The organism is Glutamicibacter bergerei, from assembly GCF_054495185.1.
Genome location: NZ_CM137131.1, coordinates 1,599,524 through 1,615,585, shown reverse-complemented (window position 1 = coordinate 1,615,585; position 16,062 = coordinate 1,599,524). Strand labels below are relative to the sequence as shown.

General features: G+C 60.7%; 16 protein-coding genes. 7 read left to right on the top strand and 9 right to left on the bottom strand.

Annotation, left to right across the window (positions count from 1 at the left end; genetic code table 11):
* Nucleotides 1-52 precede the first annotated feature (52 nt).
* Nucleotides 53-244: a hypothetical protein gene (locus tag ACX5K5_RS07345; RefSeq protein WP_096254984.1), complete on the top strand. Its 192-nt coding sequence runs from the start codon at nucleotides 53-55 to the stop codon at nucleotides 242-244.
* Nucleotides 245-274: 30 nt separating this feature from the next.
* Nucleotides 275-1,447, top strand: coding sequence for an alcohol dehydrogenase catalytic domain-containing protein (locus ACX5K5_RS07340; protein WP_459175345.1), 1,173 nt, complete (start codon nucleotides 275-277; stop codon nucleotides 1,445-1,447).
* On the opposite strand, the gene ku is transcribed toward ACX5K5_RS07340, so the two are convergent.
* Nucleotides 1,444-2,448, bottom strand: a complete 1,005-nt coding sequence (gene ku, locus ACX5K5_RS07335) for a non-homologous end joining protein Ku (RefSeq protein ID WP_459175344.1) — start codon at nucleotides 2,446-2,448, stop codon at nucleotides 1,444-1,446. The genes ACX5K5_RS07340 and ku overlap by 4 nt on opposite strands.
* Before the next feature lie 158 nt (nucleotides 2,449-2,606).
* On the opposite strand from ku, the gene ACX5K5_RS07330 reads away from it, so the two are divergent.
* Together ACX5K5_RS07330 and ACX5K5_RS07325 are read left to right on the top strand one after the other, a co-directional pair.
* Complete coding sequence (locus ACX5K5_RS07330) at nucleotides 2,607-5,060, top strand: ATP-dependent DNA ligase (RefSeq protein WP_459175343.1); 2,454 nt, start codon at nucleotides 2,607-2,609, stop codon at nucleotides 5,058-5,060.
* 37 nt (nucleotides 5,061-5,097) lie between these two features.
* Nucleotides 5,098-5,355 carry a DUF4235 domain-containing protein gene (locus ACX5K5_RS07325; RefSeq protein WP_443461450.1) on the top strand — a complete coding sequence of 86 codons (258 nt, stop codon included), beginning with the start codon at nucleotides 5,098-5,100 and terminating at the stop codon, nucleotides 5,353-5,355.
* A gap of 55 nt (nucleotides 5,356-5,410) precedes the next feature.
* On the opposite strand, the gene ACX5K5_RS07320 is transcribed toward ACX5K5_RS07325, so the two are convergent.
* Genes ACX5K5_RS07320 through ACX5K5_RS07310 form a run of 3 tightly spaced genes read right to left on the bottom strand, consistent with a single transcriptional unit; the run spans nucleotide 5,411 to nucleotide 8,584 of the window.
* Entirely contained in the window at nucleotides 5,411-6,163 is a 753-nt protein-coding gene (locus ACX5K5_RS07320) for a glycosyltransferase family 2 protein (protein ID WP_459175342.1), read from the bottom strand.
* Nucleotides 6,153-7,529 (bottom strand): PIG-L family deacetylase, encoded by a 1,377-nt coding sequence (locus ACX5K5_RS07315; RefSeq protein WP_459175341.1) that lies wholly within the window; start codon nucleotides 7,527-7,529, stop codon nucleotides 6,153-6,155. The genes ACX5K5_RS07320 and ACX5K5_RS07315 overlap by 11 nt, the downstream gene beginning before the upstream one ends.
* Nucleotides 7,523-8,584, bottom strand: a complete 1,062-nt coding sequence (locus tag ACX5K5_RS07310; protein ID WP_459175340.1) for an acyl-CoA dehydrogenase family protein — start codon at nucleotides 8,582-8,584, stop codon at nucleotides 7,523-7,525. The genes ACX5K5_RS07315 and ACX5K5_RS07310 overlap by 7 nt, the downstream gene beginning before the upstream one ends.
* A 166-nt stretch (nucleotides 8,585-8,750) precedes the next feature.
* Between ACX5K5_RS07310 and ACX5K5_RS07305 the strand changes: the two genes are divergently transcribed.
* Complete coding sequence (locus tag ACX5K5_RS07305; protein WP_459175339.1) at nucleotides 8,751-9,341, top strand: hypothetical protein; 591 nt, start codon at nucleotides 8,751-8,753, stop codon at nucleotides 9,339-9,341.
* A gap of 78 nt (nucleotides 9,342-9,419) precedes the next feature.
* On the opposite strand, the gene ACX5K5_RS07300 is transcribed toward ACX5K5_RS07305, so the two are convergent.
* The gene (locus ACX5K5_RS07300) at nucleotides 9,420-9,638 is read right to left on the bottom strand and encodes a hypothetical protein (protein ID WP_096254977.1); all 219 of its coding nucleotides are present in this window, start codon (nucleotides 9,636-9,638) and stop codon (nucleotides 9,420-9,422) included.
* Nucleotides 9,639-9,896: 258 nt separating this feature from the next.
* Here ACX5K5_RS07300 and ACX5K5_RS07295 point away from each other — a divergent pair, with 258 nt between their 5' ends.
* Nucleotides 9,897-10,091 (top strand): CsbD family protein, encoded by a 195-nt coding sequence (locus ACX5K5_RS07295; protein ID WP_096254976.1) that lies wholly within the window; start codon nucleotides 9,897-9,899, stop codon nucleotides 10,089-10,091.
* Between the two features lie 219 nt (nucleotides 10,092-10,310).
* Here ACX5K5_RS07295 and ACX5K5_RS07290 read toward each other — a convergent pair whose 3' ends face one another.
* Nucleotides 10,311-10,787, bottom strand: coding sequence for a pyridoxamine 5'-phosphate oxidase family protein (locus tag ACX5K5_RS07290; protein ID WP_096254975.1), 477 nt, complete (start codon nucleotides 10,785-10,787; stop codon nucleotides 10,311-10,313).
* 158 nt (nucleotides 10,788-10,945) lie between these two features.
* Nucleotides 10,946-12,109 (bottom strand): glycosyltransferase family protein, encoded by a 1,164-nt coding sequence (locus ACX5K5_RS07285; protein ID WP_459175338.1) that lies wholly within the window; start codon nucleotides 12,107-12,109, stop codon nucleotides 10,946-10,948.
* A gap of 104 nt (nucleotides 12,110-12,213) precedes the next feature.
* On the opposite strand from ACX5K5_RS07285, the gene ACX5K5_RS07280 reads away from it, so the two are divergent.
* On the top strand, nucleotides 12,214-13,071 hold the full coding sequence (locus ACX5K5_RS07280) for a glycosyltransferase family 2 protein (RefSeq protein ID WP_096254973.1): 858 nt from the start codon (nucleotides 12,214-12,216) through the stop codon (nucleotides 13,069-13,071).
* Here ACX5K5_RS07280 and ACX5K5_RS07275 read toward each other — a convergent pair.
* Together ACX5K5_RS07275 and ACX5K5_RS07270 are read right to left on the bottom strand one after the other, a co-directional pair.
* Nucleotides 13,068-14,144 carry a hypothetical protein gene (locus tag ACX5K5_RS07275; protein ID WP_459175337.1) on the bottom strand — a complete coding sequence of 359 codons (1,077 nt, stop codon included), beginning with the start codon at nucleotides 14,142-14,144 and terminating at the stop codon, nucleotides 13,068-13,070. The two genes, ACX5K5_RS07280 and ACX5K5_RS07275, sit on opposite strands and share 4 nt — an antisense overlap.
* Entirely contained in the window at nucleotides 14,141-15,265 is a 1,125-nt protein-coding gene (locus ACX5K5_RS07270) for a glycosyltransferase (RefSeq protein WP_443451382.1), read from the bottom strand. Before ACX5K5_RS07270 ends, ACX5K5_RS07275 begins: the two co-directional genes overlap by 4 nt.
* Nucleotides 15,266-16,062: the final 797 nt, after the last annotated feature.

Sequence of the window (16,062 nt, the reverse complement as noted above, 5' to 3'; positions counted from 1 at the left end):
ATCCAGCGGCTAGCGCGCTTGCGCACGCCCCTTCTCAAGATAAGGACAAAACATGTCGTTCATGGATAAGGCAAAAGAAAAATTCGAGGAAATCAAGGACCGGTTCGACGCCCCGGACAAGCCAGGAGTCGGTGAAGAAGAGTCCTCGGACGCCGGAGCGGGCCTACCTGCTGATCAAGAGCCGGCTATCGGCGCTGATCCTGATCTGGATCCCTCAACCAAGGACCAATACGAAACCGAATAACTTTCCCATGAAGTTTTAGGAGGCAGACATATGAAAGCACTGACGTGGCAGGGCAAACGCAGCGTTTCCTACACCGAGGTTCCGGATGCACGGATCCAGGACCCCAAAGATGCGCTGGTGCGCATCACCTCGACCGCCATCTGCGGTTCGGATCTCCACCTCTACGAGTTGCTTGGACCTTACATGCATTCCGGTGATGTACTGGGCCATGAAGCCATGGGAATCGTCGAGGAAGTAGGCAACGAGGTCACCGGCCTCAAGGCCGGGGACCGCGTAGTCATTCCCTTCAATATTTCCTGCGGGCATTGCTGGATGTGCCAGCGCGGCTTGCAGTCCCAGTGCGAAACCACTCAGGTACGCGAGTTCGGCAAGGGGGCTGCATTCTTCGGATACTCCGAGCTCTACGGCCGGGTGCCCGGTGGCCAAGCCGAGTTCCTGCGCGTCCCGCATGCCGATTACGGTGCCATCAAGGTCGGCCACGAGCTGCCCGATCACCGCTACCTATTCCTCTCGGACATTCTGCCTACCGCATGGCAGGGCGTGCAGTACGCCAATGTTCCCGACGGCGGCACGCTGGCCGTCTTCGGCCTGGGGCCGGTAGGACAGCTCGCCGCGCGCATTGGCACGCATCTGGGGTACGAGGTCATCGGCATTGATCCGGTAGCCGAACGCCGTGCCATGGCCTCGCGCCACGGCATCAAGACGCTGGACTTTGCCAAGGACACCGTCGGTGAATTGCGCGGAATCACCGGGCGCGGTCCGGATGCCGTGTTGGACGCGGTCGGCATGGAAGCTCACGGCTCCCCCGGCGCGGCGTTGCTGCAGTCAGCCACCGGGCTGCTGCCGGATGTCGTTGCGCAGAAAGCCATGGAGAACATGTCGGTGGACCGTACCGTGGTGCTCCATGCAGCGATCTCGGCGGTTCGCCGCGGCGGGACGGTCTCGCTCAGCGGCGTCTATTCAGGCGCGGCTACTCCGATGCCTATGCTGGAAATGTTCGACAAGCAAATCCAGCTGCGCCAAGGCCAGTGCAATGTGCGCTCGTGGACCGAAACGCTCATGCCTTTCACCGAGGACCCCCAGGATCCGCTGGGTCTCGATGATCTGGTGACCCATCAGGTCTCCTTGGAACAGGGTCCGCAGATGTACGAGACCTTCCAGAAGAAACACGACAAATGCATCAAGGTGGTCATGACCCCTTAGGCTTCTTTGCGTTTGTCCGTTGCCGAGGAGGCCTTCTTCTTCTTTTGAGTCGTTGGGGCCTTCTCGGTTTTCTTTGCCGTGGAACTGCCCGTCTTGGCGGACTTGGACTTCTTGGACGTGGACTTTTTGGCCGGAGATTTTTTCGCCGGCTTGGCCTTGGCTGCTTTTTCCTTGGCCGGTTTTTCCTTGGCCGGTTTCGCCTGGCTGCTTTTCGAAGACTTCGAGTCGATGCTGCGTTTAAGTGCTTCCATCAGATCGATGACCTCTCCCCCGGAATCCTCGCCGGATTCTTGCTGGCCGAACGTTGCATCGGTGTCCAGTGCCTCGCCCTCGGCGAGCTTCGCCTCGATCAGCGTGCGCAGCTGCACCTGATAGTCATCCTCGAAATCTTCCGGGGTGAAGTCGGCGCTGAACTGCTCAACCAGCGAGGCAGACATTTTCAGTTCTTGGGCACTGATCCGAGGCGATGTTTCCGGCACTGCAAAGTCGGCGGCCCGGATTTCATCAGCCCACATCATGGCCTGCAGCACCAGCACTTTGTCGCGCACGCGCAGCACGCCCAAGCGTGTTTTCTGGCGTAGCGCAAACCTGACGATCGCGGTTTTCTCCGTGTCTTCCAAGGTGCGCCGCAGCAGTTCATAGGCCTTCGGGGATTTCGAATCGGCTTCCAGATAGTAGCTGCGCTCCAGAGTCAGCGGATCAATTTGTGCGGCCGGAACAAATTGGACCACTTCGATTTCTCTGCTCTTCTCCGCCGGCAGGGCATCCATCTCTTCATCGGTTAGCACCACGGTTTGCTCGCCATCGTCATAGGCCTTGTCGATGTCCTTGTAGGAGACTTTCTCCCCGCAGATTTCGCAGCGCCGTTGATAGCGGATCCGCCCTCCGTCTTTCTCGTGGACCTGATGCAGGTCGATATCGTGGTCGCTCGTTGCCCCATAAGCCTTGACCGGGACGTTTACGAGTCCGAATGCAATGGATCCTGTCCAGATAGCCCTCATGGGTCGAGTGAACCAGATACCCCGCGGCCATGGCAATGGCTGCGCGGTATTGCCAGTTTCCGCGGATTACTCCAGATCAAAACACAAAGCTTCCTAGGAATACTGGAATATGGCCGCTGGCTAAGGCACATTGGGCTTGGTAGGCAAAGGAGCGGCAGATGGGCAAGAACGGGCAAACAGTATCGGTCCAAGGGCGCACCTTGAAGGTGAGCAGCCTGGATAAGGTCATGTATCCCAGTACCGGAACCACCAAGGGCGAAGTGCTCGATTATTATGCCCGGGTGGCGAGCTCACTGATCCCTCATGCCATGTGGCGTCCGGCGACCCGCAAACGCTGGGTTGATGGCGTGGGCACCGAAGCCGCTCCCGGTGCTGTGTTCTTCCGCAAGGATCTGGAAGATTCCGCCCCAAGCTGGATCCCCACGGCCAGCATCACCCACAGGAGCGGTGTGAGTGTTTACCCGCTGGTCAACGAACCGGCCGTACTAGCGTGGCTGGGCCAGGTCGCCGCCTTGGAAGTGCATGTCCCGCAGTGGAAATTTGACAGCTCACTGCAACCGCAGAACCCCGACCGGCTGGTCTTGGACTTGGACCCCGGACCCGGGGCGGGATTGGCCCAGTGCGCCCAGGTGGCGCTGCTCTGCCGGGAGATCCTGGAAGGCATGGACATGGAATGCTATCCGGTCACTTCCGGTTCCAAAGGCATCCACCTGTATGCCGCGCTGGATGGAACGCACACCTCCGAGCAGATCTCGGCGGTCGCCAAGGAGCTGGCGCTCTCATTGCAGCGCGAACATCCGGATCTGGTGGTGTCCAGCATGAAACGCTCGCTGCGCGAGAACAAGGTCCTGGTGGACTGGAGCCAGAACAACGCAGCGAAAACTACCATCTGCCCCTACTCGCTGCGCGGCAGGTTGCATCCGACGGTCGCAGCCCCGCGCACGTGGGACGAAATTGCGGATCCCAAGCTGGCGCAGCTGGATTTCCGCGAAGTCCTTGAACGCATGGATTCCGGGCTCGAACCCCTGGCGCCACTGGCTGCCTTGGCCCCGCGGACAACCGACAGGTTGGAGACCTACCGATCCAAGCGCGACGCACAGCGCACTCCGGAACCCGTGCCCGAATTTGAAGACCGGCTTGCGGACCGCGGCGTGGCCGCCTTGTCATTCGTGATTCAAGAACACCATGCACGCCGCCTGCACTGGGACTTCCGCTTGGAACACGACGGTGTGCTGGTCTCCTGGGCTGTTCCCAAGGGCCCGCCGCTGGCCGAAGGAATCCGGCGGCTCGCCGTGATGACCGAGGACCACCCCCTGTCTTACGGAAGTTTTGACGGCAGCATTCCCAAGGGAGAATACGGTGCCGGAGAGGTGAGCATCTGGGATGCTGGCAGCTGCGTCATAGAAAAATGGTGCGAAGACAAGGAAGTCATCGCGGTCCTTCACGGGCGCGAAGACGGCGGGCTGGTCGGGGTCCCCCGCCGCTTTGCGCTCGTGCGCGCGCAGGGTATGGGCGAGAAGAAGAACTGGCTGCTGCAGCTGATGCGTGAGCAACCGGAGCCCGGTACCCGCGTAGCGCCGCCACGTTCGGTCCGTGCCGAAGAAACCGCCAGACGTAAGCCAGCAGACCTGGGCAAGGATTTTTCGCCCGCCCCGATGCTGGCGAGCATCGGCGAACCCAATGAGCTGGGCGCAGCCACAGGTTGGAGCTTTGAAATGAAATGGGATGGTTACCGGGCGCTGGCCACCGTGGGTGAGGACAGCGTCTTCCTGTCCAGCCGCAATGGAAAAGATCTGAGTGCTCATTTCCCCGAGCTGGCGCAGCTGACCCGTTTGGCACCTGCCGGATCCATTCTCGACGGCGAGATAGTAGCCCTCAATTCTGCCGGCCGTCCAGATTTCTCCTTGCTGCAGCAACGGCTTTCCGCGAGCCGCAAGTCGCTGCGGGCACCCAAGGAGTTACCTGCGGTCCAGCTGTTGCTCTTCGACGCGATTGCGCTTCCCGATCCGGAGTCAGGGCGGATGCAGGACCTCACGGGACTGCCTTATCATGAACGCCGCCAGCGGCTTCAAGCACAAGTGTCCGTTGACAATCATGTGAAAATCCCGCAGGCGCATCCCGGCCCCCTGGACGCTGCGCTGGAAACGAGCCGCGAGCTGGGCCTTGAAGGCGTGATGGCCAAGGAAACCGATAGCCGGTACGACATGGGCAAGCGCAGCCGCAACTGGCTGAAGCTCAAGCATGAACTGCATCAGGAAGTTGTGGTCATCGGCTGGCGCGAAGGCAACGGTTCACGCTCCGGCAGTCTCGGCTCGCTGCTGCTGGCAGTACCTGAGAATGGACAATTGCGCTATGTGGGACGCGTCGGTACCGGTTTCAGCGACAAGCAATTGTCAACGGCACGTCATCGGCTCGACACCGTGATCCGCAAGACCCCGGCAGTTCAGCAGATTCCTGCCGATCATCGCCGCGATGCCCACTGGGTCACCCCGAAATTTGTGGCCGAAGTGCGCTACAGCGAGTTGACCCGGGAAGGCCGGCTGCGCCATCCGGTGTGGCGCGGCTGGCGTGCGGAGAAGTCTCCCGACGAAGTTACCTGGGAGCACCCCTAAAAATTTTGACCATCAGTAACCTACGGAAGGAAAACTCATGAAAATCATCGTCAAATTGCTCGGAACCCTCGCCTCGCTGATCACCGGTTGGCTGGGTGCCAAAGTGGTGGGCAGCGTCTGGAAAAAGGCCACCGGCGAGCAGCCTCCGTCGCTGGCAAACCCGGACAAACAGCAGCAAGCGACGCTGGGCAAGGTCGTGGCATTCGCGGTGATCTCCGGTGCGAGCGCCGCCTGCATCCAGGCGTTGACGAAGCGTTGGACACGGAACTTGAAGCTCAAGGCTGCCAAGCACTAGGACAACACCTGAGGCCGGACGGGCGCCGGATCATTTTCCGGCGCCCGTCCAGCTTTCATTTGCCGGCCCGCGAGCCGACGCGGGTGCCGTGGCCCGCCAAGGTGGCCAAATAATCCGCGAAACCCTCGCGGAGCCTGCCGCGCAACCGACCTGAAGTCACCGCGTGCAGCGCCGCCGAGGCATCCACCCGGTACCCGGCGTGGCGCAGTGCGCTGACCAGCGCAATATCCTCCCCTGCCTCCAACGGTTGAAAACCACCCACCGCCTCATAGGCCGCGGCGCTGACCGCGAAGTTGGCTCCATGGATGTGGTGATGCCCGTCGACCGGCCGGTAGGCTGCCTGCCACAGCGCAAAGATGCCAGGATCCAGCTCTCGGCGATCCGGTTCGACGGTTCCGGTGACTGCATCCGCTCCGGCCGCGTGGTATCTGGCAATGGAATCCAGCCAATGCTCCGGAACCCGGGTATCTGCATCGGTGCAAGCAACCCAAAGTGAGCCGCCGCTGGCGAGCGGAGCCAGTTCATTCACCGCGTGCCGCACGCCAGCAGCACGGCTGGCACCGACATTGCGATGCTGGACACAAAGTCCTGCAATCCGCGGGTCGGCGGCGCCATGGCGCTGGATTATTTCCGAAGTTTTATCGGTGCACGAATCCAATACGAAGGTCACTGTCACAAGTACTTCCGGATGGGTTGAGGCAAAACGCTCCATGGCAGATCCCAGCGACCGAAGGCACCCGTCAACATGGTCAGCCTCATTGTGCGCCGGAACAACGACGGCGATGGCGTCTAACGTATTACGACCCATGGCGGCCTGCCGGCTTGCGCAGTATTTCAAGCAAGAAATCTTGTTCCTGATGGACTACTGCGGCTTCCCAATTCCACGCGCCGGCCATACGATGCACGGCTTTTCCATCCAGCGGCCAGCCTTCAATGGGATGCAGCCAGTGGCACAGCACCAGTTCGCCGCCGGGTTCAAGCACCGTGGCACAGTGCTGGAGAACTTCGGCTAATTCATCCGCGGCCAAGAAGTAGCCAATTTCGCTGAGCACCACCAAGTCCATTGATCCGGGGTCGCAGTGCGGCCATTGCCCCGGCAACGTCGCTTGGCGCAGGCTCACATGTTCCATGCCGGTCACCTGCTCGCCTGCGTGGGCCAGTGCCTCGGCGCTGGCATCAACAGCCAGCAATTGGCCGCTTCGCGTAGCCAACGCGGCCGTTTGCATTCCAATGGAACACCCTAATTCCAGGACGGAGCGATAGCGGCGGCGCGGTAGCGAGGCCATCATGATTTCTTGCTTGCGCTGCTCGTAGTGGCTGTCCTTGTAGTTCCACGGGTCCGGCCGCTGGGCATACAGCTCATCAAACACCTGGGAGGCGGCAGCCGCATCCTTGTCGCCTGGCCAGGTAAGCCGGAAGATTTCCCGCGGGCCGTGGAAGTGCTCCAGAAATTGGCTATCGAGCAGCACCTCATCCCCGGGCAGGCTCGATAGCGGCTGCGTTTGGGATGTGTGCGCGGCCAGCGCCCGGCGTTTGGCCTGCACCGTTTGTTCATCCAAGGAAAGCTGGGTCCAATGCCGCCAGCGCACCTCGGTGCCCGGGGCAGCCCAATGCCAGTACCAGATGGGAAATTCCAGAAGGCAAAAGGACAGCTCGGCACAGATTTTCGCTGCAAGGCGACCTAGTACCTCATGATCGGGGTGCCCGTCACTGCGGTAAGTACTGGCTACCACACAGGGCCCGCCTTCGCTGATTTCGCGCAGCGCTGCCTCTATCTCGGTGGCGTGCGAAGGCAAGTGGCCATCGGGCAACCGAAGGCAGCGCAAGTGCACTGCACCGCTTGCCTTGGCCTCAGCGCGCAGCAGCGCCATGGCCTGCCCAAGTTCTGCATCACGCACGGCGGCCAATTGGGCCGGCGAATGCGTGGCAGATTCCGGATGCGACGCCTCGCCTGAGGTGCAGGCCAGGACCGTCACCTCGATGCCCATTTTCACCGCTTGGTGGATCAGTCCGCCTGCACCGAGCGTCTCGTCATCTGGATGCGCTGCCAGGACTACCAGCTTGGTGCCTTGCGTAAATACCCGGGAAAGATCCAGCTGCTCCAGGTCTTTCAAGCCATGGGCATTCCATTGCGCGGCCGCGGTGCCTTGATCAGTGTGGCTGAATGTCACCATGGCCGTGCACCTGCTTGAGCATGCTGCTGATAAACCATCCGTCCCAGTGCCGCGTCGTCGCGGGCCCCATGGTGCTGGCGTACATAGATCCCCAGGTCGGCCACGCGCCGTGCGTGGTTTTCATCTGTTGCCAACGGGCCTGGCCCGGTTGCTTCGGCACTGATCTGCAGGACCCGTCCGCATAGCTGGGCGATGTGACCGCGCACTCGGGCTGCATGCATTGCGTCAAGTGCACCGCTGTCGGCTAGTCCGGCCGCATGATGCAGTACCTGGGCACCGCCGGCCAGCAGCCGGTCAGCTTCGCCGAGCCAGGCCAGCGCCAGTTGATCTGGTTCTCTCTTGGTGGAGCTCTCCAGCAGGTGGCGGAAGATTCCGATTGCTCCCCCGAACCAGCATGCCGCCACGCCGGCCCCGCCTACGGCGAAGCCCGCGCGTTCCAGATACCAGCCAGCCGGGCCTACCGGCTTTGCCTGCACCGAGGCAAAGCGCACCGACCCGCTGGGCAGCCGGGCCATGCCACGGCTGATCCAATTGCCGGTTTCGACCTGGATGCCGGGCTGGTCCAGCTGCACGGTGAACAGCCTGCGCCCTTGGGCAGTGTGCGCGCTGATCAGTGCATGGGAAATCTGGCCTGCGAGCGAACACCATGGCTTAACCCCGTTCAGCTCCCATTGACCGTGATCATCTGCGGTGGCCTCCAGTGTGCTGCCGGGACCTTCGGCCGCATAGACACCCCACGTTTGACTCGGCTGCCACGGCTTGCCCGCTTCGCCCAGGATGGCTGCGGCATCGAAGTGCGGTTCCACGCTGCGCGCGGCCACCAAGTCGATGGCGCCAAGCGAGGCGAGGAATTCCCATAATTGAACGGTGCTTCCCTGTCCAGGTACCGGCGGATCCACCGTGGCGCGTGCCAGCGCCCGGAGCACGGTGGCTGGGTTGCCTTGGCATTCGCCGGCGGCTTCGAGTATTGACGGCCCGGCTGGCCACCACGCAGTTTCTGGTTCCGAGTCCGCGCATCCGGGCGTTGGACCGAATTTCACTGGCCTTTGTCGCATGAATATCCTCCTGCACTTTCGGGCCAGTGTAGAGCAATCGCCCGGGACATGGAGCAAGCTGATAGGCCCCTGATAAGGGTGCTTCCGATTGGGTCGCGCTCAAGTCGATCTGGTGACGAGCCGCTCTATGGCTGTGAATAATCTGAGAAGGATTAACCACTTAAATATGAACCGTGCCACACCTGCTACATTCAAGGCGGTGCCAGATTCACCGGTAGCCGGCGCAGGAATTCCTTCGTCGATGGCAGTGGGTGTTTTCGCGGCACACCATGGGGAGCACTCGAAATATCGTTCACAAGTGGAGGTAGTTCTAATGCCCGGACGTATCGTCAGATCCAAAACCGCTGAGCGCGTGGCCCTTTTACTGGACTCGCGCGAGGGCCGGAAGTATCTTGCACGCCACGGCTGGAAAGAAGGCATGGCGATCGTGATGACTCTGCCCACGGAGCCATTGGAAGATGTCATGGGACTCGTGTCGGTACATCCGGGCGCCGTACTTGTCGCGATGGTCGACGAGGATTCCCAAGACCTGCGTTTTATCCACGTCTCCGAGACTTCCGCCGCGCTGAAGGTCGTCGAGGAATCGGCACGCAGTATGTCCTTCGGAAATTTTGTTGATGCTCTGGAACTCAGCGGCATGGCGACGTTCAGAATCCGCTACTGGAAATACAGCGCGGTCGCCCATATACTGCCGGTCTTTGACCCCTCGGAATTCCAGCAGGCTACCGTGTATCAGCGGACCTCCACACGCCTTTAGAACCTGGCAATACCGGCATCAGCGGCAGGCAACGCTCGCACGCATGCCGGAAATTCGCTGCTCATGAACCTCAAAAAGCTAGTCCTGGCCGATGCTCATCCTGATAGCGGATCGCACGGTCAGCAATGTCGCGTCGATTTCTCCTGCCCGGGACTCCCAGTACTCGGGATCCAGTCCGAAGCCATTTTGGGCTTCGACTGCCTTACGCAGAAAATCGTCGCGGTGATCTTCCAAGGCATTAACAAGGTCTGAAATTTGGGACTTGGATAGCGCCAAGTCGAGATTGATATCGGTCATTGCGTTGACTCCGCCGTGCGTTGAATGCTGGTAAATAAAACTTGCTTACACCATACGCCTTTTACGTGCCGATGGTGCAAAGGGCTAGCTCAAGCCCACGTTTTGGGTTGCGCGTGAAGGACCGGAAGTAAAGATCACCAGGCTTATCCGCCCTGGGAGCCGCTGGTTCCCAGCTGGTATTCAGTTTAAAACAGCGGATGTGCGATTAGTTCTATAGTTCAAATTGTAAGTACCAGATCCAAACAGGAGGTAGTGACCATGGGTATCGGAGATAAAATCCAGAACAAGGCTCAGGAAGTATCTGGAAAAGCCAAGGAATCGATTGGCGATGCAACTGACAACGAAAGTCTGCAGGCCGAGGGCGCCAAGGACCAGGCGGCTGCGCACACCAAGCAGGCTGGCGAAAACGTCAAGGACGCTGCCAAGGATGTCAAAGACGACCTGACGAAGTAGTTGCCCCGCACATGGCGCCCCATGGATCTTCGGATCATGGGGCGCCATGTGCATGTCTACCCCTTTGGTAGCCAGCCTTTAAGCCTTGGCGAAGGCACCACCGCTGGAAGCGCGATGACCTCCTGCCTAGCGCACTAAGCGGCAACGGCCTCCGAACCCTCGCGGGAATCGGAGGCCGTTAGTGTTATGGATCAATGCGGTGAGAAGGTGTTCACACGGCTATAGCTGCACGGTGTTCGAATCCCCCGGCTCGGCATTCTTGCCGGTGAGTTTATGCTTCACCCACCCGGCGACCAGGCTTGCTGCGCCACCTGGATTCTTCCAGTACTCCGCGGATTCGGAATCCACGCGCAGCAGCACCGTATCCGGCGATTCCGGGCCATCGGTGGCAAAGGTTTCTACCATGGGATTCCATAGCTCCTTTTTCTTCGCCACGTCGCGCACCACCGATGCGCGTCCGCTGACCGAGACCCACTCCTTGTTTCCGGAGAACGAGACGTTCACCAGGTCCTGCGTCTCGAATTCACGAACGATATCCGACTGCGCGGTAGAGAAGAACCATAGATCTCCGTCTTCCTTCACGTCGATGACCGTCAGCGGACGGCTGACCAGACGCCCTTGGCTCTGGGTCGCGACCATGCCGATGCGCACATCGTTGATGATGCCGATAACTTTGTCTACCTCTTCGTTGGCCATGCTTCAGCTCCTTGGAATCGGGATGTTCAGGTCGCTTTCCACGCTACAGATTTTCAGCGCCGTGCAAAGCCGTACTCAGTGGATTGCCAGCTAGCAGGTCCACACACCGCTGCGAATCGAAGCAACCGCCGGCATTGCTCGGAAGCTAGTCGCGCAGATCACCGAGCACCGGCGGCACTGGAGCCGGTTTGAGGCAATGTCTTGCGTCTGCCCAGCAAAGTCGAATAGATGCGTTGATGGGCTTCGGCCAGCGCTTCGCGTTGCTCTTGGCGTTCGGCGGCCCCCATGCCCGGAATGAAAGCCAGACCGACCTGCCGGCGCACTGCGGCACGCAGCGACTCCTCCTCGACTTGGTCCGCGTTCCAGCGGTACGCGGCCAGCGAGGGATGCTGACCTGCATACTGGCCGCACAAGGGAACAACCACCGCCGTCCCGGCGTCCAAAGCGGCTTCGAGCCAGCCCGAATGCGTCCCGAACTGATAAGGCAAGACGTTGACGTCCAGAGAAGCAAAATACTCGCACAGCTCCTCGTGGCTGAAGTACTCGTGGGAAACCAACTCCCATTTTCCTTCCAGCTGGCCGCCGGTGAGCAGCCGTGCCAGCTCCTCGCGGTATTCGCTGCTATCTGGATCCAGCACCTGGCGGTGGATATTAACTTGCAGTACCACGTTCGGGATTTCCGCGACAATCCGCGCCAGCGGTTCGAGGATCGCCGGAGAAATATTGGCGCGCAGCCCCTTCAAATGCACACCCACCCGCCTCAGACGCTGCGGATCCTGTGCCCGCTGCTTTTCCCGGCTCTGGCGAATCCGCTCCATCACTGCAAAGTCCAGCACATGAGGATGTGGCAGCACATGAGTTTGCCGGCCCCATTGGGCAGCAATCGCGGCCGCTGCCCCGTCGGTCAAGGTGATCAGCTCATCTGCACCGGTGATGAGCACATCCAGCAAGGCCAGATGCGCGGCCGAATCCGGTTGGTGCGGATTGATCAAGTCGTGCACGGTATATACCAGCGGCTTGCCCCAGCGGCGCAACTCTGCCATGGTTTCGCGAAGCTGCTGGGGATCCAGCGCATCAAAACCGAAGTGGACATGCATCAGGTCAAAAGAGTCACGATGGTCCCGGACCCATGGGGCGCTGAGCATGACCGGCGGCCACCACGGCGATTGTCCGCTGCGCGGACCCCGGGCAGGCACCGGATCCGGCAACCGCAGAATCTGCGGGCGCGGCTGGCCGTGGCAGGATTCCAGGTGGCGGATGTAGATCTGGTCGCTGGGTACCGAAGCGACGCGGATGATGTTGGACGTAATCTGAGAAGTCATGATGGATCCTGCTTTGCGAGTGTTCTTTTGAGTAATGTCGAGCCGTACGGATTTGTCCATCTGCCCGGCAGAGCCGGGTAAGTGCCAGGGAGCCGAAGAACAACATGGAATTTTCAGTTTTGGTGATTGCCCATGGCCGCGCCGGCCACCTGCAGCGGCTGCTAGACGGGGTGCAACGCAGCACCTGTCGGCCGCAGGAAGTGGTGGTGGTGTACATGGATGATCCGCGGCCTGAGCCGGTGGCCTGCACGCTTGGGCTGCGGATTATCCATCTGCCTTCCTTGCCGCACGAAAGCGGACTTCCGCTGGCCCGCGCCCGCAATGCTGCAGCGTACACTGCACGCTCGGAACGGCTGGTGTTCCTGGATGTCGATTGCATCCCCGCGCAACCTGCTTTGTCCGAACTGCTCGAAGCCTTGGCAGAGCACCGCGGGCTGGTGATGGCCGAACCGCGCTATCTGCGCCAGCCTTTGGAATCCGGGCCCACGCCTGCCGATCAGCGGCTTGCCGAACTTTCGGTCGCGCACCACGCGCGGGCAGATCTTCCACGCAACACTCCCTGCGACCATCACGAGATGTTCTGGTCCTTGGGATTCGCCATCCACGCCCGGGACTTCGCGCGGCTTGGCGGATTCAACACCGGCTACGGCGGCTACGGAGGCGAAGACACCGATTTCGCCCTGGCCGCGCGTGCACAGGATCTTGCGGTGACTTTCAGCAGCGCGGTCATCTTCCACCAGCACCACGGAGTGTACAAGCCGCCGCTGGACCATTTTGCGGACATCGTCCAGAATGCCAAGATTTTCCGGCAGCGCTGGGGAATCTGGCCTATGCAAGGATGGCTCGCTTCCTTCCAGCAACTGGGTCTGATCAACTGGAACGCTGAGGCTGAGCCGTTGCAGATCCTGCGCCATCCCACCGTTAGCGAAATCGAGCAGGCACACAGCCTGGAACCCTATTAGCATCTGCTTATCCCTGCCACTAGGTCCCCGGCCATAGACCGAAGCCGTCCGGTGAATTCCTCCGGGTCAATGAACAGGGCCCGGGCCAGTGCGAAGCTGTCAGTCTGTGCCGTCTGCTCGAGGATCATGTTCCAGTTAGCGGGGCTCTGCCACGAGTCGAGCATCAAGCACCCGGTGGCTCGCTGCAGCATTGATGCATAGCAGCGCTGTTCGTCGAAGGGCCGTTCTTCGGGTATCAGCAGCACTGGCCTGCCACAGGCCGCCGCGGCAGAAACCGCGTTATGCCCGGATGAGGTGATCACTACCGTGGCCTGGGCAAGGAAGGGTGCTGGATCCGGCACCACCCCATGGAATCGCAGATTCTCCGGGATCCTTGAACCGTCCGGGTTTACCGACCCGAGCACTTCCCAGGACCATTGACTGGCGCAGGCCGCTGCCCGGACAATGTCCGCTTGCCCGATGGAAGAACCGAGCGAGGTCTGCACTACCACCTTGCCCGGCAGTGTTCCAGCATCGGCAGATCCGCTGGAATCCTGGCTCTCTGCCAAATTCGTGGCGGGGCGCGGCACCGCCAGATAGTGGCTTTTATGCGCGTACCGCTCCAGATGACCTGCATCTTCCAGTTCCTGCGGATAGTAGGCAAAAAGAGCGTCAACGATGTCGTAGGCCATGGCATGCGCCTTATCGCTGCGTTTTCCCGGCATGCGCCGCATCGCCACGCGGTAGCCGCTGAGCTTGGCGAAGAGTGCTACTTCCACCGATACATCGACCATCACCAGATCGGGGGCAAACCGCTTCCATGCCTGGTTCAGCGTGGCGAAGCGCTCGGTGATGTGTCTGCCCACCGGCGCGTAATGCAGGTATCCGCCCGCGGCCGGTTGGTTCGTTTGCTCCGGGTGCACATCTGCGGTTAAGGAGACGTAATTTGTCCCAGCCGGCAGCAGCGTCCCTCGGTTCGGCCCGGTGCTGGTGACCTGCACCTCGAAGACGGAGGCGTCGATGATCCTGCGGGCATGGCGCAGGTGGCCGGAACCCACGTGGTGGGCATAGTAGGAAATCCGCGGTGCGCTCATGATTCCCGGCCTCGAAGCGCCAGGGGCGCAGCGATCTGCGCGAGCAGGGATTCATAGGCTTCAATCATCAGTTCACGCGAAAAACCCGCGGCACGTTCGCGCACCTTCTGGCGGTCCATGGCCAAGGCCCTTGCCACGGCGTGGCCAAGCGCCGCGGCGGTCCGCGCAGTGGCGAGCGCGCCGCCGGTCGTTCCGATCAGTTCTGCCATGGCCCCGGCCGGCAGGGCGGCGACCGGGGTGCCACAGGCCATCGCCTCAAGTGTGGTCAGTCCGAAGGGCTCTTCCCACAGCGGCGAGGAGATGAACACCTCGCTGGAGCCAATGAGCTGCCGCAGTTCCTCTTGCGGCAGATGCCCCAGGTATCTGGCGTCCTCGGCCAGGGACGGGGCGATCAGCTCATTAAAGTATTCCCGGTCCTGGATGGGCCCGGCCATTGCCAATCGCAGATTGTTCGCCCGGGCCGCAGCGATGGCCAGATGCGTGCCTTTCTCCGGGGTGATGCGTCCGGTCCAGGCCGCGGTTCCCGCACTGACCTCGGCATGGGGCTGGTTTCCCCAGAATTCCATGTTAATTCCATTGGGGATGATCTCCAGCTGCGGCAGCCAGCGGCGCCATGCCCTGGCATTAACGGCCGAAACCGTAGCGAAACGGTGCCGCTCATCGGTTTTCTGCTTGTCCAGCAGCGAGGTAATCCTGGGAAGCGGAGGGGTGTGGAGAATGTGCAGGACAGCCATTCCCTGCAAATGCGCGTGCGGTATTGGACTGAGCGAATTATTGATGACCACGTCAAAATCACCGGCGCGAACATGCTCTACCGCTGACTTCATCGCACCGTCCAGCTTCCGGTGCTGCGCATTTTTAAGATGGTCATCCGGATATCCCCGGACCTCGAAAGTCCCGGAGATCACCGGATGGATCCGAAGCGTGGCTCGCGGGGAAAGCGCTTCACTGCCTGCTTTGGCGAACAGCGTGACATGGTGTCCGCGCGAACTGAGATCCGAGACCAGATGCGCGGTATGCGCTTCCATCCCGCCGGCAAAAGGTGCGCGGATTGGATGGTGCAGATGCGCAAGAACCGCAATGCGAAGTGGGTCAGGCGCGTCCAGTAGCTGGATTGACACGTGCTTAGCCGCCTTTCTGTGAATTCTCCCCACGGAGAGTATTGATCCACCGCAGAGTATCCCTCCGTCCATACCCGGTGTCGCAGATCCCAGAATTTCCCAGCATTCTTCCGGTTTTGCGGAGCACAAGTATTCCTCGCTGTGCGCGCGGCGCTGGACATGTTGGTGCCGCATGCCACGTCAAGCAGTTTTTCCGTTCCTTGAAAGATGTTTCATGCCAGCGGCAATTCCGGCTCAAGCAATCGGCTCAAACGGCACTGACGCTTCAAAATAGACAGATTTTCCTGCCTCGGATTGTGCTGGGATTTTTGATCCAGCGCAGAATCAACTCTGTGGCCGGGCTCTATCCAGGGTGGTCCGGTGCTCATCGCGGTCTCGGCATCTGGCATCGCGCAGATACGTCGGATTCCAGCCGCTCCAGAGCTGGCCTCCGCGGGCACAGCTATGCACTCGCTGGGAATGCGGATCAGCACCGTTCAGTGCCGTTTGGGCTGGACGCCTTAGGGAACAAATCCGGTGGACCGGTTGAAAGAATCTTGCATCCTGCACACACAGGTGCCATAGGTTTTCCCGACGGTTGAACCTACCAGCCACTCGCCTGACCGCACGGATTGTGGAGTCGTTCCAGTGGCCAATGTAAGGATACCCGCGAGATTCACAGGCATTGCGGAGCTTGCGGGTATGCAGGCACAAGCTTGGAAATCCTCATTTGCATTCCATGCAATAGTCGACTCAGCGCGGCAACGTCATGGCCGCCTGAGAGAAGTTTTCTCGAGTCACGCCCCTATCGAGGCGCA